The organism is Streptomyces sp. NPDC002911 (assembly GCF_053591835.1).
On record NZ_JBSFUO010000002.1, the window covers coordinates 234,925 to 257,676 of the forward strand.

At 70.5% G+C, this 22,752-nt stretch carries 11 protein-coding genes; 6 read left to right on the plus strand and 5 right to left on the minus strand.

The features are described 5' to 3' along the window. Window positions 1-152 precede the first annotated feature (152 nt). Complete coding sequence (locus ACWD04_RS03960; protein ID WP_451128386.1) at window positions 153-1,205, plus strand: DUF3375 domain-containing protein; 1,053 nt, start codon at window positions 153-155, stop codon at window positions 1,203-1,205. A 389-nt stretch (window positions 1,206-1,594) separates the two neighbouring features. Here ACWD04_RS03960 and ACWD04_RS03965 read toward each other — a convergent pair whose 3' ends face one another. Beyond that, a complete protein-coding gene (locus tag ACWD04_RS03965) occupies window positions 1,595-2,311 on the minus strand; it encodes a hypothetical protein (RefSeq protein WP_451127816.1) in 717 nt (238 codons plus the stop codon). 667 nt (window positions 2,312-2,978) lie between these two features. Here ACWD04_RS03965 and ACWD04_RS03970 point away from each other — a divergent pair. Further along, complete coding sequence (locus tag ACWD04_RS03970) at window positions 2,979-4,808, plus strand: TerD family protein (protein ID WP_451127818.1); 1,830 nt, start codon at window positions 2,979-2,981, stop codon at window positions 4,806-4,808. An 80-nt stretch (window positions 4,809-4,888) separates the two neighbouring features. Here the strand turns inward: ACWD04_RS03970 and ACWD04_RS03975 are convergent, their stop codons facing one another. The 3 genes from ACWD04_RS03975 to ACWD04_RS03985 are packed head-to-tail and all read right to left on the minus strand — an operon-like array spanning window position 4,889 to window position 8,107. Beyond that, window positions 4,889-5,809: a hypothetical protein gene (locus ACWD04_RS03975; RefSeq protein WP_451127820.1), complete on the minus strand. Its 921-nt coding sequence runs from the start codon at window positions 5,807-5,809 to the stop codon at window positions 4,889-4,891. Window positions 5,810-5,825: 16 nt separating this feature from the next. Further along, window positions 5,826-6,941 carry a DUF3696 domain-containing protein gene (locus tag ACWD04_RS03980; protein ID WP_451127822.1) on the minus strand — a complete coding sequence of 372 codons (1,116 nt, stop codon included), beginning with the start codon at window positions 6,939-6,941 and terminating at the stop codon, window positions 5,826-5,828. Beyond that, complete coding sequence (locus ACWD04_RS03985; protein ID WP_451127824.1) at window positions 6,938-8,107, minus strand: DUF262 domain-containing protein; 1,170 nt, start codon at window positions 8,105-8,107, stop codon at window positions 6,938-6,940. Before ACWD04_RS03985 ends, ACWD04_RS03980 begins: the two co-directional genes overlap by 4 nt. Window positions 8,108-8,283: 176 nt before the next feature. Between ACWD04_RS03985 and ACWD04_RS03990 the strand changes: the two genes are divergently transcribed. Then, window positions 8,284-9,558, plus strand: a complete 1,275-nt coding sequence (locus tag ACWD04_RS03990; protein WP_451127826.1) for a phosphoribosyltransferase family protein — start codon at window positions 8,284-8,286, stop codon at window positions 9,556-9,558. Between the two features lie 19 nt (window positions 9,559-9,577). Here the strand turns inward: ACWD04_RS03990 and ACWD04_RS03995 are convergent, their stop codons facing one another. Further along, window positions 9,578-12,664 (minus strand): glycosyl hydrolase, encoded by a 3,087-nt coding sequence (locus ACWD04_RS03995; RefSeq protein WP_451127828.1) that lies wholly within the window; start codon window positions 12,662-12,664, stop codon window positions 9,578-9,580. A 378-nt stretch (window positions 12,665-13,042) separates the two neighbouring features. Here ACWD04_RS03995 and ACWD04_RS04000 point away from each other — a divergent pair, with 378 nt between their 5' ends. The 3 genes from ACWD04_RS04000 to ACWD04_RS04010 are packed head-to-tail and all read left to right on the plus strand — an operon-like array spanning window position 13,043 to window position 22,416. Beyond that, window positions 13,043-15,658 (plus strand): beta-L-arabinofuranosidase domain-containing protein, encoded by a 2,616-nt coding sequence (locus tag ACWD04_RS04000; protein ID WP_451127830.1) that lies wholly within the window; start codon window positions 13,043-13,045, stop codon window positions 15,656-15,658. A 44-nt stretch (window positions 15,659-15,702) separates the two neighbouring features. Continuing rightward, window positions 15,703-19,104 carry a glycosyl hydrolase gene (locus tag ACWD04_RS04005; RefSeq protein ID WP_451127832.1) on the plus strand — a complete coding sequence of 1,134 codons (3,402 nt, stop codon included), beginning with the start codon at window positions 15,703-15,705 and terminating at the stop codon, window positions 19,102-19,104. Between the two features lie 33 nt (window positions 19,105-19,137). Next, window positions 19,138-22,416 carry a family 78 glycoside hydrolase catalytic domain gene (locus ACWD04_RS04010; RefSeq protein ID WP_451127833.1) on the plus strand — a complete coding sequence of 1,093 codons (3,279 nt, stop codon included), beginning with the start codon at window positions 19,138-19,140 and terminating at the stop codon, window positions 22,414-22,416. The last annotated feature ends 336 nt before the right edge of the window (window positions 22,417-22,752 follow it).

Consider the following 22,752-nt stretch of genomic DNA (forward strand, 5'->3'; position numbering starts at 1 on the left):
TTCGTCGAGCAGGGAATCCGTTCGATCTAAGGTGTGGAGTTGGCTGACCGACTGGATGATGAGCTGTACGCGCTGAACGAACGGCTCGGAGCGCAGGCGTTTCCCAAGTCCGCGAAGGCGTACCTGGACGACTGGTCGGCCACGCAGGCGGGCTGGCGCGCAAGTACTATCCGCCGGATTCGGACGAACCGCATTACGACGCGACATCCGCCGTGGAGAGGGCCGTCGCGTGGGTCCGCTCCCTGGAGGCCTGTTCCTTCATCGGCACGGAGTCGCGCCTCAACACCGTCTTCGAGCTGCTGCGGCAGATGAAGTTCGGGGCCGAGAGCAATCCAGAAGCGCGGCTCGATGAGCTGAAGCGCCGACGCCTGGAGCTCGATGAGGAGATCGCACGTGTCGAGCACGGCGAGGTGTCCGTACTCGACCGCGCGGGGCTGAGAGATCGGTACCAGCAGGTGACCGCGACCGCGCACGAGCTGCTGGCCGACTTCCGTGAGGTCGAGGCGAACTTTCGGGATCTGGACCGGGACCTGCGCCAGCGTATCGCTGTGTGGGACGGAGCCAAGGGCGAGCTGCTCGACGATGTGCTGGGCAGCCGGGAAAGCATCTCCAAGTCGGACCAGGGCCGCAGCTTCCAAGCGTTCTACGACTTCCTGCTGTCCTACCGGCGCCAAGAGGAACTGAAGCAGTCGCTGGCCGAGGTCGAGGCCACGGACGCGATCGATGAGCCGGATTCGCGGATGCGGCGCATGCCCCACGCCTGGCTGGACGCCGCCGAACGCACCCAGGCAACGGTACGGCAGCTGTCCGAACAGTTGCGTCGGTTCCTCGATGACCGCATCTGGTCGGAGGACCGGCGCGTCATGGAATTGATGAGCGGCATCGAAGCCCGCGCCGCCAGCCTGCGAGACATACCCGTCGACCTGGTCACGGAGATCGACGCCATGGCCCCGACCGTCACGCTGCCGATGGAACGCCCGCTCTACACACCAGTTACCCGGACCCCGATCGACAGCACTGACATCCAGGCCGGAGACGAGGAGTTCGCTGCCTCCGCGTTGTACGAAGCCGTCTACGTTGACCCGGCCCGGATCCCGACGCAAATCAGCCCTCGCGACGACGTACGCACTTCGGCTCCGCACCTTCCCGGGTTCCGGCTCGACCGCCTGGAGGTCTACAACTGGGGGCACGTTCAACCAACGTAAGCACCGGACCGGCCCCGTAGGAGCACGAGGGCGGTCCGGCGCTGTCCGGTTACCGGCCGAGCCCGCCTTGCCGAGACCGGTCCTGGTGCCGCCCCGAGGTCGTGGCGTGTGGAGCGTGATGCCGTGCTGCGGCTCTGCGACGCCAGTCCCCGGCCGGCAGTGCGGGCGCCGGCGTCTTTCGCGCGGCGCCGGGCCGGGGCTGGCCCGCCGCGCAGCGGGCGGTGCGCGTCTTGCTGTGCTGGCGTGCGGCGGTCGCCGCGCCGATCGAACCGCCCACCAGCGCGGACGCGACGACGACACCGACCGTGGATCCTGGGCCCCTCGGACCAGCGTGGCGCAACCATCTCTGGATTCGAGTCCAGCGGCGATCCCGTCAAAGTTGGTCCGAGTCAGGGGATGTCGATCTCCGTGCACGCAGGCCCGTGCTGCGTCCTGGCATCGCAGTTCCCCGACTCGGACTCATCGGGGTTGGCGGCCGAAATCGAGACCGCTGACGTTCCGGCCGGAGGCGAGAGCGGGATGTCGATCTGCTGCGCGATCTTCCCCTCTTCGTCAGGCCTGAGCACACTCCAGTAGAGGTCTCTCCCTTCCTCGGAGGGATTCACAGGGCTTACGGACACCTCGATGCGCGACCACTTCTGGACACCGTCGGCGCGCACACCGAAGCGCAGCCGCAAGAGCGAGCGAGGTCCGACGAGTCTGACGTCGGTGATGGTCGGGCGGCCGTTGCCGCCTGCGGCCTGGGCGGCGCCGACCACGGCAATGCTCAGGGATGCCATATAGAAGATGACGCCGAGGACGAGCACGCCCGTTTTCCACAGGACCCCGCGTTCTGTGGGGCGGATGAGCAGGGCGGCGATGCTGCAGACGATGGAGATGATGGCGCAGAGGGCGGCCACGTAGATCGGCCACGATCTGTTGTTGAGGGCGACGAACACGAACTTGCTGTTGAGCCCCAAGGTGGTCATGACGCCGGCCACCGCCACAAGGGCGCCGGCCAAAATCTTGGCCACGTCGTCCAGACGCTTTCCCAGAGCGGACTGAATCTCTCCGATGACCGAGGGCGGGAATTCCGTCGGTTTCGAAGGGTCTTTCGCACCGCCCATTGCGCGTTTCCCGATCGTTGAGCCCTGCCGAGCAGGACAACTGCTGGACAATGTCAGATTCGCATCCGGTCCGGATCCGGCCTGGGATTGCGGCTGCGGGAAGCCGGGCCGTCGGGGATGTTCCCCCTGTCGGCCCCGCCCTGCGGGCCGGACGTGCTCACGTGGGGACAGGCCGAGGCTACGGCCGTCCGTAGTGCGTCCGGCCAGGTGCTCCCCGCCGGGTGATGGCTCCCGACGCTCGGTAAGCGCGGGGCAGGAGCGCTCCCCACGTACGTCGCCACCGACCACGCCCACTGCGCGTCAGTCAACGACACACCCAGACCACCGATCAGATGATCCGAACGAAACGGGCTAGCCTCCACAACGGCGTGACAGGCCAGCCACACGGCAGCAAACAGCCACCTGCGTCAACGGCCCGGAAATGACGGCAAGCACCTTGGACGAGGACCCGGCACGCTCTCACTGCGTTCGGCGGTGGCCGAAGAGCCGTTCCGCAGAGCTCCCTCAGGTCACACGAGAGACAAGCCAGGCATGCACTCCGCATCCTGCCCGACGGGCGTGGCATCTGATCGGTGCCCGCCGGCCGGTCACCACGTCGCGAGGACATATGCGGATGAATAGTCATCCGGGTTGAAGGGCAGCCTGATATCCGGCCATTCTTACCGTCATGTCTCTCACGTCCGTCGCTCTCGACACACCCGGTCTGCGGGATTACGCCTACGACTGGGCGGTGGTGGACGTGGAAACCTCCGGGCTGGTGGCACGCCGGGACCGGGTCCTCTCGGTCGCCGTGGTGACTCTCGGTCCGGACGGCGTGCAGACCGGCGAGTTCTCGGCACTGCTCAATCCGGGCTGCGATCCGGGTCCGGTGCATGTGCACGGACTCACCGCCGAACGGCTGCGGGGCGCGCCGACCTTCGATCAGGTCGCCGGAAAGATCGGCGCGATGCTCCAGGGCCGGGTACTGGTCGCCCACAACGCCCAGTTCGACTACGACTTCCTCGCCCATGAGTTCGCACGGGCGGGGCTGACCCTCCCGGTCACCCAGCGCCTGTGCACCCTGGCACTGAACCGGCGGGTGGATCCGCCGACCGAGGACCTACGGCTGGGCACGCTGGCCGCCCACTACGGCGTCACGCAAGTGGCGGCCCACGATGCCCTGGACGACAGCCGCGTATTGGCGGGGGTACTGCGGGGCACCCTGCGGGATGCTGCGCAGCTCGATCTGCCGCTGCCTCTGGTCGCCTGTCCGCCCCGCCAGGACCCGACGTTCACGCCCGGGTCGCCCAAGGCCTCGTGCGACTTCCGCAACCCGGGGCGGCTGGCTGCCGACGGCCCGTTGGTCCAGGGAATGAAGGTCGCCGTCACCGGGGAGACCGCCACCCCGCGGCCTGAGCTGGTCGGACGTTCCGTCTCCGCCGGGCTGAACGTGATGTCCTCCGTCAGCCGTCACACCAGCGTTCTGGTCACCCATGACCATGCTTCGGGATCCCTCAAGGCGAGACGTGCCCTCGCCGAGGGCGTTCCCGTGATCGACGAACTCACCTTCCTCCGCCTGCTCGAGGACGTACGCCCTGGGACCCGGCACGCGGGGACGGCCGACACCGTGGTTCCGCAACCGGCTGTCACTCCCGTTCCGGAACCGGTTGTCGCTCCCGTCCCCGCCCAGGCCGCGGCACCCTCCACCCTGCCCGTGGCCGAGCCCCTGGCCGGACGGCGGGTCCTTGTCCTCGGCGGCACCCACCCAGAGGCCGTGGCCGCCCGCACCCGCATCGTCGAGCTCGGTGGATCCGCGGCGATCAATCTCTCCGCGAGCGTCACCGATGTCGTACTGCTCACCGACGGCGCAGCCGACCGGCGCATGCGCCGGATCAACGCGCTGCAATTTCCCACGCATCCGGCCGCCTGGATCGAGGCGCCGGCCATCGAGCCGCCCAACGGGCGGAGCGGCCGGGGACAGGCCCGGCACGTAATGCCACGAGGTGGCGTCCTGGACCTGCCCGCGGGTCAGACCTCTTCGGGCCCGTGGACCGTCACGGCCACCTGGGCCCAGCGGACGGACTGCGAGATCGACATCGTCGCGTTCGTCGTCGACGAGGACGAACAGGTCTCCTTCGACGAGGACTTCGTGTTCTACGGCGCCCCGGAGAACCCCGCCGGTACGGTGCGTATCCTCGGTGACGGGCCTACGGAGCAGACCGTCAGCGTCCGACTCGGCGCGCTCGCGCCCTCCGTCCGCCGGGTGGTCGTCGCGGCGGCCGTCGACGGCGTACTCACCTTCGGCGACGTCGGCGCCATCCAGATCACCGCCGCTCCCGGCACCAGCGCCGCACCCCTCGCCCAGTCCACTCTCGACGCCGCGACCACGGAGCGCACCATGCTGCTCGCCGAGTTCTACCGCCGCGGGCCGGTATGGCGGCTGCGTACCGTCGGGCAGGGGTACGACCACGGCCTCGCCGACCTCGCCCGTGGTTACGGAGTCCACGTCGCGGACTGAGGGACCGCGATGCGGGTCTCTGCCGGGCCTGCCCAGCAGGTCAGCGGGACCATGCTCCCGGCCCGCAGCACTTCGTCCTGCTACGTGTCGAGATGGTCCACGAAGATGCCCACGAGTATGCGGTCGCCGAGTCGCTGCTCGGGAAGGCTGAAATGCACCCGGTTACGCGCGGGGTGCTGCTTGGCATGCCATTCGCACAGGTAGATCTCGCCCTCGTGGTCGACCTCACGCTGCTTCATCACCTTCTTCTTCGATCGCGTGTTCACGCTCTCGGGGGACAGCGTGAGGCCGTGGCTCCCGATCTCCTGCTGGACGAAACGGGTGTTGCCCGGGTGCGCGACCAGGGCATGCGCGAAATGGTCGTGCAGGACGGTCAGCACATGGACGACCCAGTCACGCAACTCCGCGTACGCCCCGTCGAACTTGCGGAAGGTGAGCGAGTCCGCGAACACGAGGTCAGGGAAGGCTTCGCCCACCCGGTCGAAGAAGTCGTGTTCCGAGACGTTCTCGCGCGCGAAGAGCTCGCGCCAGAAGCCGGGCAGGGCGGCGGTGTCCGCAAGGAGATAGACGTCGGTCTTCCGCCCTTCGGCCGTGACCGGGTGCCAGCCCCTGGGACCGGGCAGGGGGAAGGTCAGGCAGGCCACGCGATGTCCGCGCAATCCGTGCCAGAGCGCATATCCCAGCGACCACGCCGTGCACGGTGCGGCCTTGCCGATTCCGACCTGGTCCGCCAGGCCGGCGAGTCCGGTCTCCCAGGACGGGCACCTGTCCATGAGCGATCCCATCAGCAACCGTTCGTCATGGCCCTGCGGTTCGACGCTCTCGTACAGGATCTCGTAGAGACTCCGCCCTCCCTCACCGCATTCCGTGTCGATCCAGAACGGCGACACGGCGACCGTGTGCAGCGTGCTCAGTTCCTCGAGGGCACCGTTGAACCGGTGTATCAGATCGCCCAGTCGGCGTGGGTCGAGTCCGCTGAAGTCGAAGGACGACTCGTCCACGACGAACCGGTACGGTTCACCTTCCCCCTCGCCTGGCACGTGCCAGCCCTCCCAAGTCATGCTGGATCTGGTCGAAGAATCCCCGGGGCCACGCAGTGAGTTCACCCTGGCGGGTGAACTCGATGGCTGACGCCACTTCCGTACCGCTCGCGCCGAAGTACTGGACGATCGCGTCCTCGGGGGCCAGTACGCCTTCCTCCGCGACGGCCAGCCGGGCGCCGTTGAGCACATGGTCGCTGTGCGTCTCGACGATCACCTGGGCCCCTCCCCCCGCCACCCGGGCCAGGAATCGTCCCAGCTTGGACTGTCCGCCCGGGTGCAGATGCGCCTCCGGGTTCTCCACGATCAGCAAATCACCGGGGCGGGTCAGTAGTCCCGCGACGATCACCGGCAGGGCGTACGAGAAACCGAAGCCCATGTTGGTGGGCCGGATGGGTTCGCTGAGCAGGCCTGGCTCCTGGAAGCGGATGGTGCTCGCGGTGATACCAGGGGGCCATTGCGCGGTGATCTTGATGGGCCGGATGATGTCGGAAGCCCAGGTCTCGACCTGCGTACGCAGAATGGTCACCCCGTGCGTGGCGGCGGTGTCCGGGTGGAGCAGCTCGGCGCGCACCTGCTTGCTGTCGTGCAGGGCGAGAACCTGAGCGGTGTACTCCCCCCGCACCCCTACACCGATCCGTTCCGGGTGCTCGGCGGACACCCCCAGCTGGTCGCGTGGGCCGAGCCGTTCCGCGCAGAGGTAGGTGAACCCGCAGCCACGACCAGTCAGTTCGGACAGCGGCTCGCCCGGGGCACCCGCCACCGACAAATAGAGAGCCTGTTCGTCGGGAACCTCGAAGCGGTGGACGCTCGGGGCTTCGACGCGGTCGCTCTCGAGCCGGATCTCGATGGCCGAGTCGACGGCGTCCGGGTGCAGCACTTCGTGCGCCTCGCCGAGCGCCAGCCCGTACGGTCCGTTCAACTGCACCACCCCGGCACTGCCCGCCTCCGTCAGTTGACGGGCGAGCAGTAACGCCTGGATCGTGGTGCTCTTCCCCGTGCCGTTGAGGCCCGTGAGCACCGTGAGCGGCCGAAGGGCGAAAGAGGCGTCGCTGAAGCGTTTGAAGTTGCGGATGCCCAGGGCGCTGATCACTCGCCCGCCTCGGCGGCCTGCGCGGTGGCTTCGAAACGGTACTTGACACGCCGCACGTCACCGGTGGACGAGGTGATCGCCTCGAGGTACTGGTAGTCGTGGGTCATCAGGTCGCGGGCCGCGTCCACGACGTCCTGCTTGCGGTGTCGGAAATCGTCCGGATGGTAGTCGGCGAGGGTGATCGACCATGCTTCGAACAGGGCCCTGTTGATCGGGTTCCTGCCGTTCGCATCCACCGGCCACTTCCGGAAGGCGTACTCGCCGAAGAGCATCCGGGCGTTCCCCATCGCGGCGCCGAAGGCGCGCTTCAGCTTGTCGATCCGCTCGTCACTCACCTCGCTCTCCGTGTCCAGCAGGTAGGTGGTGCGCTGGAGGAAGGGCTCCATCGCGGCGTACTTCGCGTACGCGCCCGTGCCCATCAGCCAGAACGCCGCGAACCGGAGCGCCATCTCGCGGTCGTTCATGCGGATGTGCCCACCGAGGTTGTTCGTCGCATTGTTGAACTCCGCGGTCGACGTCATCTCCTTGAGGACGGCGCGGCTGCGGTCGCCGCTCATGCAGTGCCTGATCTCCTGTGCGCTGAGCGGCGTGCCCCCGGTGTTGATGCGCTTGAAGATGTCGTACATGACGTCCGTGGGCGTCGTCGGGTCGATCACGTGCGCGACGATCTGAGCGTTGTTGATGCGGCGCTTCCACGGGGCGGGGAGATCGGCGAACTGTTTCCCCTCCACCGTCGTGTTGAGGTATTCGAGCCCTTTCAGCGCGAATCCCGCGTCGGGTCCGCCCCGGACGAAGTCATGGATGGTCGAAAGGCGCTGGAGGCCGTCGACCACGCGCATGAATCCGTCGGTGTCCTCGGCGAAGTAGAACGCGGGCAGCGGAATCTGCAGCAGTACCGACTCGATCAGCCGGGACTTCTGACCCAGTTTCCAGACGCGACCTCGCTGGAAGTCCGGAGCGAGCTCCAGCGATTCGTCGTCGATCATGTCGAGGGCGTTGCGCAGCGAGAACTGCCGTGTGTTGACCCTGATCTGTTCCGGGTTCCACGGGCGTGCGATATCGGGGAGCGCGTCGTCGTTCTCTGCCTCCGCTTCGACATCGGTGGCGGTGTCGAGGAAGTACTCCTCCGTAATCTTCGGTGGTTCTTGGCGCTCCGGGGTCGTCATGCACCGATCGTATCGGTGGCGCCTCGGCCCCGACCCGTGCTTGCCCGGGGTCCCGGCCTGTCGATCAGCACCACCCCGATTCGCTCCGTACGCCCGCCGTCCCCGACTTGCCGAATCCGGGCACATGCGATGGTCTCGGAGGTGGAAGGGTGCGCCCCTGTTGGAGGTGAACCACTGTGCTGTTCGCCGACCGCACGGATGCCGGGCGGCGGCTCGCCGTCGCGCTGCGGCATCTGGAGCGGCGCGATCCCGTCGTACTGGGGCTGCCGCGCGGCGGGATTCCGGTGGCGTACGAGGTGGCACAGGCCCTCGGCGCCCCGCTCGATGTGATCGTGGTCCGCAAGCTGGGCGTGCCCTACCACCCGGAACTGGGGTTCGGTGCCATCGGCGAGGGCGGGGTGAGGGTCATCAGCGACGAGATCGTCCGCCATGCCGGAGTCCGGGAGAAGGATCTCGTCTCCGTGGAGCGCGCCGAGGAAGCGGAGCTCGCGCGGCGAGTGGAGTCGTACCGCGAGGGCCGGCCGCGGCTGCCGCTGCGGGGCCGCGCGGTGGTCGTCGTGGACGACGGGGTCGCCACCGGAGCGACCGCGCGGGCCGCCTGCCAGGTGGTACGGGCGCAGGGGGCCGCCCATGTCGTGCTGGCCGTGCCGGTCGCGTCGCCCGATGTCGTCGTCAGGCTCGGCGAGGACGTGGACGAGGTCGTGTGCCTCTCCACGCCGAGCCTTTTCTCCGCCGTGGGTGAGTGGTACCGGGACTTCTCCCAGACCTCCGACGAGGAGGTCGTCTCCCTGCTGGCACGGGCTTCCGGTGGTCACGCCACGTCCGAGGAGGTCGAGGTGGACGCGGGCGGGGTCCCGCTCCCCGGGGATCTCGTGCTTCCCGGGGACGCCGAGGCGGTCGTGGTGTTCGCGCACGGCTCGGGCAGCAGCCGTCACAGCCCGCGCAACCGCTCGGTGGCCACGGCGCTGAACCGGGCCGGCCTGGGCACCCTCCTCTTCGACCTGCTCACGCCCGGCGAGGAGGTCTACCGCGCCAACGTCTTCGACATCGGCCTGCTGGCCGGGCGGCTGGCGGACACCACCAGCTGGCTGCGGCGGCGCGTGGCCCTCCCGGTGGGTTCCTTCGGGGCGAGTACGGGAGCGGCGGCGGCGCTGCGGGCCGCCGCCGGGACGGACTCGGGTGTCGGCGCCGTGGTCTCGCGCGGCGGGCGCCCCGATCTGGCCGGGGCGGACCTGTCCGGGGTGCGTGCGCCCACCCTGCTCATCGTGGGCGGCGACGACACCACGGTGATCGACCTCAACCGGCAGGCGCAGTACGCGCTGGAGTGCGAGAACCGGCTGGCGATCGTCCCGGGCGCCACCCACCTGTTCGAGGAGCCGGGCGCCCTGGACCGGGTCGCGGACCTTGCCCAGGACTGGTTCACCACGCATCTGGTGCGGCCGGCCGGCTGACTCCCCCGGTGGTCCTCCCTCAGCGGCGGGCCACCGCCCTTCCGTACGGGACGAGCCGCACCGGCCCCACCAGGCCGTACTTCTGCCGCTGCGTCACCCCGAAGACGGGCGCGTTCGACACCCGCAGCCGGTTGAGGAGAGTCGTGGCGACCTCCACCTCGATGGTGTTGGTGCCGCTGCGCAGATACGGGCCGACGTCGACGGTGGTGGTCACCTGGTCGGCTGGCGGCAGATGGCGCCCGTTGACGGTGACCCGGTAGGTGTCGAAGACCTCGCCCAGTTCCAGCGTCGCGCCGTGGCCGCCGGTCCAGGGCACGCCGAGGCGGACGGTGGCGCGGTAGCGGCCGATGCCGGAGGAATCGGCGAGCTCCGGGATCTCGGACCAGGGGACGAGCCCGTCGAGCTCGATCGTGCGGCGGTTCTTGTCGGTGGTGGAGGGGGTGGCCCCCGGGGTCCAGTCCTCGGCCGTCAGCGTCCAGCGGGGCAGCGGGATCGCTTCGGGTACGTCGTCGAGGCGTGCCCGGACCGTACGGCCGTCGCCGAGGGTCGTGGCGTACGTACCCGGGCGGGTGTCCCGGATCTCGACCTTGCCGTCGGCCGCGCGGCGCACCTCGGCGGCCTCGGTCGCGGTGGCGTACCACTGCGGGGCCGGGCCCGTGGCCCAGCGGCCGGGGCGGGCGGTCGCGATGATCGTGGTGGCGCCGGGTTCCAGGGTCACGCGGATCCGGAGGCGCCCGTCGGGCAGCCGCGTGTACGCCGCGAGCGGCTCGATCGTGCCGGTCCACGCGTCGAGGCGGTAGGGCACGACATCACGGTGGCGGGTGGTGAGGGTGACGTCGTGGCTGATGCGGGTGCCGGTCGAGTTCTTCTTGCTGACGGCGTCGTTGGCGAAGAAGTAGTAGTCGGCGTCGGTGTCGGCGCGGTGGTTGTGGAGCAGCATCGAGGACTCGGCGTACTCGACGTCGCGGGTGAGGCCGAGCGCGGCGATGCCCTGCGGGACGTCCGGGCGGTCGGGGACGTTGCTCACGGTGGGCCGGGCGAGGAGCTCGCGGATCAGGGCGAGCAGCCTGTCGTTGTCGCCGGTGCGGGGCATGCCCGGCACATGACCGTCGCTCCAGTCGCCGATGACGATGACCGGCAGGCCCTGTCGGGCGTAGCCGAGGAGCTTCTCGGCGACGTCGATCTGGAGGGTGTGCTCACGGTTGATCATGACGTCGCCGTCGACGAGCAGCGCCTTGTAGGCGGGCCCCTCGGGCGCGAGCCTGCCGTTCTCCACCACGGCGTTCGGGAGGTCCAACAGGCGTGGACTCAGGAAGAGGTGGGTCCAGCCGACGGGTACTCCGTCGGCGGTGAACCAGGAAGCGCCGAGTCCGGAGCCGGCGTAGCCCTTCTGCCACAGGACGCCGACGTCGACCTTGTTGACGCCGGTCTGGAGCACCTGCTGGGTGCGGCTCAGGTAGCCCGCGATGTCGGGGGCATGACCCCAGGTGGGCTGGCGCGGGCCCCATGCCTCGCCGTAACCGGTACCGCCGTTGTACGGGGAGAAGGCGGCGAAGCCCGGCCAGGCGGCGCCGGGTGCGGAGGCGTACGCGAAGCCGTGGAAGACGGCCTGGTTGACGCCGGCCGCGTACTGGATGACGAGCTTCTTGAGCGTGGCGTCCCAGGTGGTGGCGTAGGCGCCGCCCGCGGTCCCGCCGGCCTCGTTGGAGAGGATGAGCTTGCCGCCCATGTCCCGGCCGCCGGCGAGGGTGCGGAAGTCGTCGAGGTTCTTGAAGCCGAGCGACTCGCCCTCGGAGATGTCGAGGAGGGCCGCCTTGTACATGGCGTCGGTCTGGAGTCCGTACGGCTGGATGCGCAGCTGCAGGCCGAGGCTGTGGGCCCACGTCTGTACCGGCCGCAGGTGGTTCTCGACGTACAGCTCGGTGACGACCTCCATGAAGTCCCGCCGGATCGCCTTGTTGGTGACGGCGTCGAAGGCGAAGACGTACTTCTCCTTCGTCTGGAGGAGCGCGGGAAGGTACGGGGCGAGGGCGTAGCCCATGCGGCGTTCGAACGCGGCCTCGATGCCGGGGGTCCAGAGCGTCGCGTGCGTCTCCATCTCGAGGGAGTCCTCGAAGAGCGCGCCGCCGTTCTCCTTCAGCAGTGCGCGCATGCGGGAGGTGAGGATGTGCTCCTCCCAGTAGTCGATGACCGCGCGGGTGCCCGCCGCGCTGAAGTGGTCGACGACGTAGCTGAGCGGGGCGGTGTGGGCGGGGCCCTCGGGGCGCTGGCCGGAGCCTCGCTCCCAGCACGCGATGACGAGCCAGGTGCCGTTGTCGGGGGCCGTCCACTCCAGGGTCCCGGCTGCCTGCACCTGGGAGGTGAGGTCGGTGACGGTGGCGAGGTCGAGCTGTACGGGGGTGGCGGTCGGCGAGGTGCCGGCGGTGACCCGGGCGGCCAGGGCCCGGTGGAGCGTGCGGGCGGTGACGCCGGAGCTCGGGGCCGTGACGGGCTCGGGCAACGGGCCGGAGAGCGCGGTGCCGGCCGGGAGGACCGTGACGCCGTGCGCGAGTTCCTTGACCGCGCCCGGACTGTCGGGCGTGATGCCGGGGACGGCGGCGGGCCAGGCCGGGCCGAGGGTGAGGTCGACGACGATGTCCCGCTTACGGGCCCGCCGGAGGGCGGTTTCGACGGCGTCGGTCCAGGCGCGGGTGCCCCAGCCGTGGCGCACCGGGTCGATGGGCTCGGAGACGCTGTGGGTGACCGCGGCGATCTCGACCCCGCCGAAGCCGGCGGCCGCGATCTGGTCGATCTCCCGCTCGATCTCGTCGGCGTCGACCAGAGCGTCCGGCCACCACCAGCGGAACTTGGGGCGTACGGGAGCGGCGGGGGACGCGAAGCGGCGGGCGAAGGCGCCCTTGGCGGCGGAGCCGGAGGCCGGAGACGCGGGTGCGGCCGTCGCCGCGCCTTCGGAGAGGGGCAGAGCGGCCAGCGCACCCGCCGCCGCTGCCATCCTGAGGACGGCTCGTCGCCCGAGGCCGGTGTGCGGACCCGCGCCGCCATCCGCTTCGGCATTCGTCGCCCCGTCGCCCACGGCCTGTACGCCGACGCCCGGTCTGTTCTGCATCTCGCCACCCTGCTGGTTCGCCCGTGCCGGCACGCATGCCGCCGTGCAGACACATGTAAAGGTTTGAACGATTCAATATCTCGGCTGGAACTTATGCGTCCACCGCGCCGACCACAAGAGGGGTGCACCGCCTTCTCCCCTGCATAAGCTGTCGGCGCTGACACCCGACCGGTCAACGGTCGACGCATAAAGGGATGAATTGGTGCGTGCTACTCAGTCGCCCACTTCCTGTGTGAAGTCTTGACGCTTGCAGCGGCAGCCCTTAGCTTGCCACCGGGACGCTGTAAAACGTTTCAACCCAACTTCGGGAAAGCCTCGTTCACGGCTTGCCGGTCCTCCGCGTCCGACGGCCGCTCCCCGCCTGAAGGAGTCCGGTCCTTGTCTGCCTCGCCTCCCCCGCATCCGCACCGCCCGCCGACCCCCTCCCGACGCCAGGTGCTGACCGCGACAGCGGCGACCACCGCGGTTCTGGCGCTGTCCGGCGGCGCCGCGGCAGCCGCCTCCCGAGCCACCGCGGCATCGCCCGCGACCGCCCCCGGAGCGGCACTCGCCCCTCCGGCGCTCGCCCCCCTGCCCCTGGGCGACGTCCGGCTGCTGGACAGTCCGTTCCGCGAGAACATGCGGCGGACCTGCGCCTATCTGCTCTTCGTCGACCCGGACCGGCTGCTGCACACCTTCCGCCTCAACGTGGGGATCGCCTCGGACGCCGAGCCCTGCGGCGGCTGGGAGGCGCCGGACATCCAGCTGCGCGGGCACACCACCGGCCATCTGCTGTCCGCCCTGGCGCAGGCACACGCCCACACCGGCGAGGAGGCGTACGCGGCCAAGGGCCGCCACCTCGTGGCCGCGCTCGCCGAGTGCCAGGCGGCGGCGCCCGCCGCCGGATACCGGCCCGGCTATCTCTCCGCCTTCCCCGAGGAGATCTTCGACCAGCTCGAAGCGGGCGGAAAGCCGTGGGCCCCGTACTACACGCTGCACAAGGTGATGGCCGGACTGCTCGACCAGTACCTCCTCTGCGGCGACGCCCAGGCCCTGGACGTGCTGAGCGCCATGGCCGACTGGGTCGACGGCCGGACCGGGCCCCTCGCGTACGACCGGATGCAGGCCCTCCTGAAGGTCGAGTTCGGGGGCATGAACGAGGTGCTGACCAATCTCTTCCTGGTGACCGGCGATCCGGCGCACCTGGCGACGGCCCGGCGCTTCGACCACGAGGAGCTGTACGGGCCACTGGCCGCCGGCCGGGACGAGCTGGCGGGCCGGCACGCGAACACCGAGATCGCCAAGATCGTCGGGGCGGCCCGCAGTTACGAGGCGACCGGAGAGGGCCGCTACCGCGACATCGCCGCATACTTCTGGAAGACCGTCGTCGACGACCACTCGTACGCCATCGGCGGCAACTCCGACCAGGAGCTCTTCGGGCCGCCCGGCGAGATCGTCAGCCGGCTGTCCGAGGACACGTGCGAGAACTGCAACAGCTACAACATGCTCAAGCTCGGGCGGCAGCTGTTCCTGCACGACCCGGACACGGCGGCCTACATGGACCACTACGAGTGGACCCTGGTCAACCAGCTCCTCGCCGAGCAGGACCCGGACTCCGCGCACGGCTTCGTCACGTACTACACGGGCCTCTGGGCGGGGTCGCGCAGACAGCCCAAGGGCGGGCTCGGGTCCGCGCCCGGCAGCTACAGCAGCGACTACGACAATTTCTCCTGCGACCACGGCACGGGTCTGGAGACCCACACGAAGTTCGCCGACTCCGTCTACTTCCGGTCCGCGGACGGCAGCGCGACAGGCGCATCGCTGTACGTCAATCTCTACATTCCCTCCGAAGTGCGCTGGCGGGAACAGGCTGTGACACTGCGCCAGACAACACCCGACCCGGCCGGGGATCTCACCCGGCTCACGATCACCGAGGGCGGCGGCAGATTCACGCTGCGGCTGCGGATACCGGGCTGGCTGGCCGGCGGGCACGGCCGGACCGCGTCCGTACGCGTCAACGGGCGCCCGGCGGGCGGGGATCCGGCCGAACCGGGCACCTACGTCGCGATCCGCCGCACCTGGAAGCGCGGCGACACCGTGGAGCTCCATCTGCCGCGCGAGCCCGTCTGGCGCCCCGCCCCGGACAACCCGCAGGTCCAGTCGGTCTCCTACGGGCCGCATGTGCTGGCGGGCGCCCACGGTGACACCGACCTCGCGACCATTCCGCTCGTACGGCCTAGCTCGCTGCGGCCGGCCACCGGTCCGTCCGGCCGGGCCGGGGAGTTCACCGCGCTCGCCGACGGGCAGCGGATACGTCTGCTGCCCTTCCACCGTGTCCACCACCAGAACTACTCGGTGTACTGGGCCGTCGCCCCCGGCCCGACCCGTCCGCACGAGGTCGTACGCCACACACTGGACGAAGGCGTGGGCACCACGTCCGCCGACCGGACCGGCTCCTTCCCGCCCGCGCGGCTCGCGGACGGCGCCGCCTGGACCGACCAGGGCCCGGCCGGCCGCGCCGCCGTCGAGCTGGACGGCACCGGCGGCCACGTCGTCCTGCCGAGGTCCGTGCCGTCCGGGCTCGACGCACTCACCGTGAGCGTCCGCGTCCGCCTGGACAGCCTCGCGAACTCGGCGCGGATCTTCGATCTCGGGTACCACAAGGGCACCTATCTCTTCCTCACCCCGCGCACCGGGGCCGGCACCGCACGCGCCGCGCTGAAGATCTCCGGCATGGAGGGCGAGGACGTCATCGACGCACCCGGCCCCCTGCCCACCGGCCGCTGGATCCACGTCGCACTGACCGTCGGTGGTGGCACCGGGGTCCTGTACGTCGACGGGGCCGAGGTGGGCCGCAACGCGGCGATGACCCAGAGTCCGCTGCTCCTCGGCGCCTCGACCCGCAACTACCTGGGCCGTTCGCAGAACTCCACGCACCCGGCCCTGCACGGCGCGGTCGCCGACTTCCGGCTGCACAACCGGGCCCTGACGGCGGCGCAGGTCGCCGCACTCTGACTCACCCCCCGCGCACCTCGTTCACGGATACATGGAGAACCCGCATGCCCGAATTCCCGCTGTCCAGACGCACGTTCGTGGCCGCCGCCGGGGCGGCAGGCACGGTCCTCGCCGTCGGCTCGCCCGGCATCGCGTCCGCCGCACCGGGGCAGTCCCCCACGGCGGCCCCGGCCTCCGGCTACTCTCCCGCGCGCTTCACCGACCCGCCGCGCGACAGCCGCCCCGCCGTCTACTGGTACTGGAACGGCACGGTCACCCCCGAACTGGTCGACACCCAGCTCGCCGACCTCCGCTCCAAGGGGATGTTCGAGGTGATCATCTTCCCCTTCGACAACGCAGAGATGCAGCCCGAGTTCTTCACCGAGGGCTGGTTCGACATCGTCGAGCACGTCCTGCGGGTCGCGGAGCGCACCGGCATGCGGGTCTGGATCTTCAACGACGACCACTTCCCCAGCGGCCGGGCCGGCGAGTACATCGTCAAGGGCGGCACGGTCGGCTCAACAACCTACGAGCCCCGCCCCGACCTGCGACTCAAGGCTCTGTGGCGCTCCACCACCGTCGTCGAGGGCCCCGTCCGCACAGACCTCCTCAGCAGCACCGGCGTCGGCACGGAGACCGGCCGCCTGGTGGCCGACGCGGACGTACTCGGCGGTTCCGCCGTGCTCCGGGCCGGTGGCGAGTGGACCGATGTCACGGTCACCGCGAGCGCCAAGGGCGACCATTATTCTGTCGCCGCCCTCGTCGTACGGGCGAACGCGGACGGTTCGGACGGTTACGTCGTCGAATTCGACCGGACCGGTGCCGTCACGGTGTCCCGGCTGACCGGCGGCGAGGCCACCGAACTCGCCAGGACCACACGCACCGACGGCTTCAACAGCACGAAGTTCCACACCCTCGTGGTGAAGGTGTCCGGGTCCGCCCTCTCCGTCACCCTCGACGGCAAGGACAAGGGCACCGTCACCGACTCCGCGTACGGCTCCGGCAGCGCCGGGGTCCGTGCCACCGGCACCCAGCGCTCGCTGTGGGACAGCCTCACCGTCACCGACGCGTCGGGCGCCTCCCTGTACGAGCAGGACTTCACCGACCCGTCCTCGGCGGGCGACTTCCCGGCCCGTCCGGGCGTCGCGGGTGAGCCCGTCGCCGCGGCCGCCCGTCCGGTCGGCGCCACCGACACCGGCTCGCTGACCGATCTGACGTCCGAGCTCCGTGCGGGCGACGGCTGGCAGGTCCCCGCGGGCCGCTGGCAGATCGACCTGTTCGGCGGGGCCCCGCTCATCGACGACAGCCAGGGCTACAGCCGCAGTTACGTCGATCTGCTCGCCGACGAACCGGTCGAGCTGCTGCTGGACATCGTGCCGGGGGAGTACCACCGCCGATTCGGCCGGTACTTCGGCACGGTCGTTCCCGGCTTCTGGGACGACGAGCCGTTCTTCGCCTCCGCCGAGGCCCACTTCAGGCGGCTGCCGTGGTCGCCCGCCCTGGAGGACGCCCTGCGCGCCGTGGGTACCGAGCCGGGTCTCGCGTACGCGTCCGCCTTCGACGATCTGGGCCGCAGCGGCCGGATCGAGCGCGGCCGCTTCTGGCAGGCGGTCTCCGACCGCTTCGCCGCGGCGTTCGAGAAGCAAAGCCGCTGGTACGAGAAGCGGAAGACCGTCCTGATCACCAATCCGCTGTACGACGAGACCTCGCCCTCCAAGCGCATCTGGTCGACCGGGGACCTGCACAAGGTCAACCAGTGGGCCCAGATCCCCGGCGGGGACGTCATCACCGCCGAGTACAAGGCGGGCGGTTCGACGATGACGCCCCGCAACCCCGCGTCCTCCGGCCATCAGATGGGCCGCGAGCGGGTGCTGATGGAAGCCTTCGGCAACATGGGATGGGCCGTCGCACCCGACTTCGTACGCGCCCTGCTGGGTGCGCACGCCACCCGGGGTGTCAACCTCACCGTGCTGCACGCCCTGTGGACGGACGAGACCCGGGTGTTCTTCCCGCCGCCGTTCGGACCGCGTTCGCCATGGTGGTGGGCGATGGAGCCGATCTCCGACTGGATCGGGCGGGTGATGGAGCTCGCCCGGGGGACCTCGGCGGCCCGCACGGCGCTCGTACAGCCGCAGCGGGCGGCCGAGCAGTGGACGGGCACCGAGCGGCAGGGTGAGGTCGACGGCGCGTTCAACGGCGCCGCCGAAGCGCTGGAGCAGGCCCAGGTGGACTTCGACCTCGTGCACGAGGGGGCTCTCTCGGGTGACCGCGGGCTGTTGGCGCACGGGGCGGTGCGCGACGGCCGGCTGGTGGTCGGCGCGGCCCGCTACGACCTGGCCGTCCTTCCCGTGACCCCCGCCATCACGGCGGCGACCGTGCGGAAGCTGTCCGAGTTCGTCCGCGACGGCGGCACCGTCGTCGCGGTGGGCGAGCTGCCCCTGGAGGACGCGAACGGCCAGGACCGCTCCCTGCAGCGGGCGTTCAGCGGTCTGTTCGGGGACAGCGTGCCGAGCCGTCGCCGCAACGGGAAGGGCCAGGCCGTACGCGTGGCGGACACCGGCGGGCTGCGGGACGCGGCGTACGCCGCCGGGGTGGCCGCCGCCGTCCTGGAACCGGCCGCACCGGCGCTGCGGGTCCTGCGCACCGTGCGCGGCAAGGACACCGCCTTCCTCATCAACAACGAGAGCGGCGAGACGGTCGAGACTGTGGCCGCACTGCCGGCCGCCGGGGTTCCTGAGCTATGGGACCCGGCCACCGGGACCGCCCGCCCGGCGCCCGTGTACCGCACCGACCGGCGGGGGCGGAATGAGGCCGGTGTACGGGTGCCTCTGCGGCTCGCGCCGTACGAGACCCAGGCCGTCGTGCTGCGGCACGGTGCCCGGCCCGGCCCTCACCTCACCGATGCGGCGCTTCCCGTCGAGACCGTCACCCGGCACGGCCGTGAGCTGCGGGTCACCGCGGTCTCCGACGCACCCGGCCGGTACGCCGTGGCGGGCACCGACGGTACGCGCACCTACCGCGGCACCGTCGTGGTCACCGATCCGCTCACCCCGGTCCCGCTGGACGGCGACTGGACGCTGCGGCTGGCCCGTGAGGGCGTTGAGCCGGTCACACGGCCGCTCGGCAGCTGGACGGATCTGGAGCCGCTGTTCTCCGGCAGCGGCACGTACTCCACCACGTTCACCCTGGACCGGGCGGCGCTGCGGGGCCGGGGGTTCCGGCTCGCCCTCGGTGTCGTACGGGAGGTCGCCGCGGTCACGCTGAACGGCACGGAGCTGCCGCCGCTGCTGTGGAGCCCCTACACCGCCGAGGTCACCGAGCTGTTGCGTCCCGGCGGTAACACGCTCGTGGTGAAGGTCTCCAACACCCTGTCCAACGAGCGGAACAAGCCCATCCCGTCGGGACTCCTCGGCCCTGTGGTCCTCCGCCCGTACCGCCGCGCGACAGCCGCGCTCCCCCGCGTCTGATCCGTCCCTCCCTTACGTACAAGGAGCACCCGCGTGCCCAGATCCAGACCTCTCGCCTCCCGCGCCCGGCGCCGCCCCGCGCTGCTCGCCGCCAGTGGGCTCACCGCCCTGGTGACCGTCCTGCCGACGGCCGTCACCGCCGACGCGGTCGCCCCGGCCGCCCTCGCGGCGACCGGGCTGCGCACGCAGCACCTCGCCGAGGCGCTCGGCGTCGACGACACGACGCCGTCGCTGAGCTGGCGCACCACCGCCCGCGCCCGGTCCACCGTCCAGTCCGCCTACCGGATCCAGGCGGCCACCTCGCTGGACAGGCTGCGGCGGGGACGGGCGGACCTGTGGGACTCCGGCAGGGTCGGGTCCGCCGTGCCGGAGGCGACGTACGCCGGTGAGAAGCTCGGGTCGCGCACCCGTGTCCACTGGCGCGTGATGCTCTGGTCCGGCGGCTCCGGGCGTGACTCCGGCTGGAGTGAGTCGGCCGTCTTCGAGACGGGTCTGACGCAGCAGGGCGACTGGGCGGGCGCCGACTGGATCACCCACCAGGACTGGGCGATGAGCGGGCGGACCCTCACCCCGGTGGTGGTGAAGGTGCCGCGCACCACCGCGCGTCACGTCCGGCTGGACGTGACGAAGCTCGGACTGCCGCTCGCCGACACCTTCCCGGAGCAGGCGTGGCGGGTGCAGCTCGGTGAGATCGACGTACGGGACTCGACGACGGGCGCCTCGGGGCTGGCGAAGGGCTCGGCGGTCACCGCCTCCGAGACGAACACCCTCCGCAAGACGTGGGAGCCCGCCCTCGCCGTGGACGGGCTGCCCAACAGCGCCCGGCAGACGGCCGCCGGGTATGCGAGCGCCGCACACACCGGGCCCGATGTCTCCGGACGACCTGTCGTGCTGACCCTCGACATGAAGTCCGCGAAGACCTTCGACGAGGTGGCCCTGTACCCGCGCGCCGACGTCCTGACCGAGGGCGGCGAGGTGCCGAACTTCCCGGTCGACTACACCGTCTCCGCCTCGGACGCGCCGGACTCGGGCTTCGCCCGTATCGCCGAGGTCACCGGGCAGCGCCCGCCGGAGCCCTACCTTCCCGCCGGGCTGCCGCTGTTCGCGAAGGACTTCGCGCTGGAGCAGAAGGTGCGCAGCGCCAGGCTGTACGTGTCCGGCCTTGGCATCCACGAGACGACGCTCAACGGCCGGCCGGTCGGTGACGCCGTGCTCGAACCGGCGAACACCGACTACCGGGACCGGGTGCAGTACGCCACGTACGACGTGACGAAGCAGCTCGGCAAGGGAGCCAACACGCTCGCGGTGGCCCTCGGGAACGGCATGGCGAACGTGGTCTCCACCGCCGACCGCTACCGCAAGCTGTACGGCAACATCAGCGACCCGAAACTGATCGCCCGGCTGGAGGTCACCCTGGCCGACGGTTCGGTGCGCACGGTCCGCAGCGGCGACGACTGGCGCACCACGCTCGGCGCGACGACGTCGTCCAACTGGTACGGAGGCGAGGACTACGACGCGCGCCGCGAGATCCCGCACTGGGACGAGCCACGCGGGTCGCGCGCCGGCTGGCAGCACGCAGCCGAGGTGGCCGCTCCCGGTACCGAGGAGCGGCCCGCCGTCCTCAGCGCGCGGGAGACCGAGCCGGTCCGGGTGGTCGAGACCCTGGCTGGGAAGGAGGTCGAGGGCGCGGCGGGGAGCCGGGTCTTCGACCTGGGCCGGAACATCGCGGGCTGGCCCGAGATCACGGTGCGGGCGCCCAAGGGCACCGCGGTGCGGATCTACCCGTCCGAGTCGTTGAAGGACGGCCGCGCCTTCCAGTCGATCAGCAATGTGGGCGGCCCCCTGTGGGACAGCTACACGACGGGCAGCGCCAGGCCGGAGACCTGGCACCCGTCCTTCAGCTATCACGGCTTCCGCTACCTGGAGTTGAGAGGCCTGCCCGAGGGCGCGACCGTCTCGGTGCGCGGGAAGGTGCTCCGCGCGGACAACGCCTCGGCCGGGGACTTCACCAGCTCCGACGAACTGATCAACGGCATCCACTCGATCATCCGGCGGTCGATCGAGGGCAACATGATGAGCGTCCTCACCGACTGCCCCAGCCGGGAGAAGCTCGGCTGGCTGGAGCAGAACCAGCTCGTCTTCCCGGCCCTGGCGGCCAACTTCGACATGCAGGCCTATCTGCGCAAGATCATGCGCGACATGAGCGACGCGCAGACCGAGGACGGCCTGGTCCCGAGCACGGTCCCGGAGTACACCAGCCTTCCCGGCAGCTACCGCAACGACTCCAACTGGGGCGGCGCGGTCGTCCTCGTCCCGTGGCAGATGTACACGACGTACGGCGACAAGGACACGCTGGCCGCGTACTACCCGCAGATGAAGGCGTACGCCGCGTTCCTGGAGCGGCAGGTGAAGGACGGCATCCTCGACTACGGCCTGGGCGACTGGTTCACCCCGGACCGTACGTTCCCGCGCGCGGTGGCCGGGACGTACGGCTACTGGCGGGTCGTCGACGCGCTCAGCGAGATCTCCGGTGTCCTGGGCGACGAGGAGGCGGCGGCGGGGTACCGGGCGAAGGCCGACGCGAGCGCGAAGGCGGTCTCCGACGCGTACTACGACCCGGCGTCCGGCACGTTCGGCGGCGGCGGACAGGGCGCCGAGTCGCTGGCCCTGGACATGGGTGCCTACCCGGCGGGCGAGCGGGAGCGGCTGCTGGGCCACCTGGTGGGCAGCATCGAGGCGGCGGACGATCATCTGCTGCTGGGCGAGATCTCGCTCCCTGCCGTCTTCCGGGTGCTGTCGGAGTCGGGCCGTGACGACGTGGTGCACAGGATCGCCACGCAGACGACGAGTCCGAGCTACGGCTACCAGGTACGGGCGGGCAACACCACGCTCGGCGAGAGCTGGGACGGCGGCCCGGGACAGTCGCAGAACCACTTCATGCTGGGCGCCATCGACTCCTGGTTCACCGGCCGGGTGGCGGGCATCCAGCAGGCGGAGGGCTCGGTGGGCTACCGCAGGCTGCTGGTGGATCCGGCGGTCGTGGGCGACCTCACCTCCGCGTCGGGGTCCTACACGACGCCGTACGGCAAGGCGACGACGTCCTGGCGGCGGGACGGCGAACGCTACCGGCTGCGGGTGACCGTGCCGGCCGGTTCGACGGCCGAGGTCCGTGTCCCGTTCAGCTCCGGGCGCCCCGGCGCCACGGCCGGGGCACGGCTGCTGCGCACGGGGCACGGCGAGGCCGTGTACGAAGTGGGCTCGGGCGACTGGACGTTCGCGTCGGCATACACGGGCGCGGCCGCCGGGTCCTGACCACTGATCACATCCCTGGCCTGAGGGCGCCCTCCGGAAGACCGGGGGGCGCCCTCGTGGCGTACGGTGCGCCCCCGCGTCACATGGTCGAGGCGGGAGCCTTCCCGCGTATGCCGACGGGATCCGCCAGGTGTACGCCGAGGCGATCTCGGCGCCGCCACCCGTCGGCGGCCGCGCCGTACGTCGAACGCCCGGGGCTCGTCGTCCTCCTCGGGCCCGGCCCTCCGGCAAGAACACCTGGTGCGCACTTGTGAGTTGAGCGATGCGCGACCGTTACGTGAATCGATTCAAACGCCTGGAAGATAGTGGGCCGCCCCAAAGACTGTCAAGGGCGCC

What these genes read in the sequence shown, in the direction of transcription:
- ACWD04_RS03985 (WP_451127824.1), bottom strand. Translation starts at nt 8,107, where the DNA reads ATGACGACCCCGGAGCGCCAAGAACCACCGAAGATTACGGAGGAGTAC.
- ACWD04_RS04005 (WP_451127832.1), top strand. Translation starts at nt 15,703, where the DNA reads ATGCCCGAATTCCCGCTGTCCAGACGCACGTTCGTGGCCGCCGCCGGG.
- ACWD04_RS03965 (WP_451127816.1), bottom strand. Translation starts at nt 2,311, where the DNA reads ATGGGCGGTGCGAAAGACCCTTCGAAACCGACGGAATTCCCGCCCTCG.
- ACWD04_RS03995 (WP_451127828.1), bottom strand. Translation starts at nt 12,664, where the DNA reads ATGCAGAACAGACCGGGCGTCGGCGTACAGGCCGTGGGCGACGGGGCG.
- ACWD04_RS03970 (WP_451127818.1), top strand. Translation starts at nt 2,979, where the DNA reads ATGTCTCTCACGTCCGTCGCTCTCGACACACCCGGTCTGCGGGATTAC.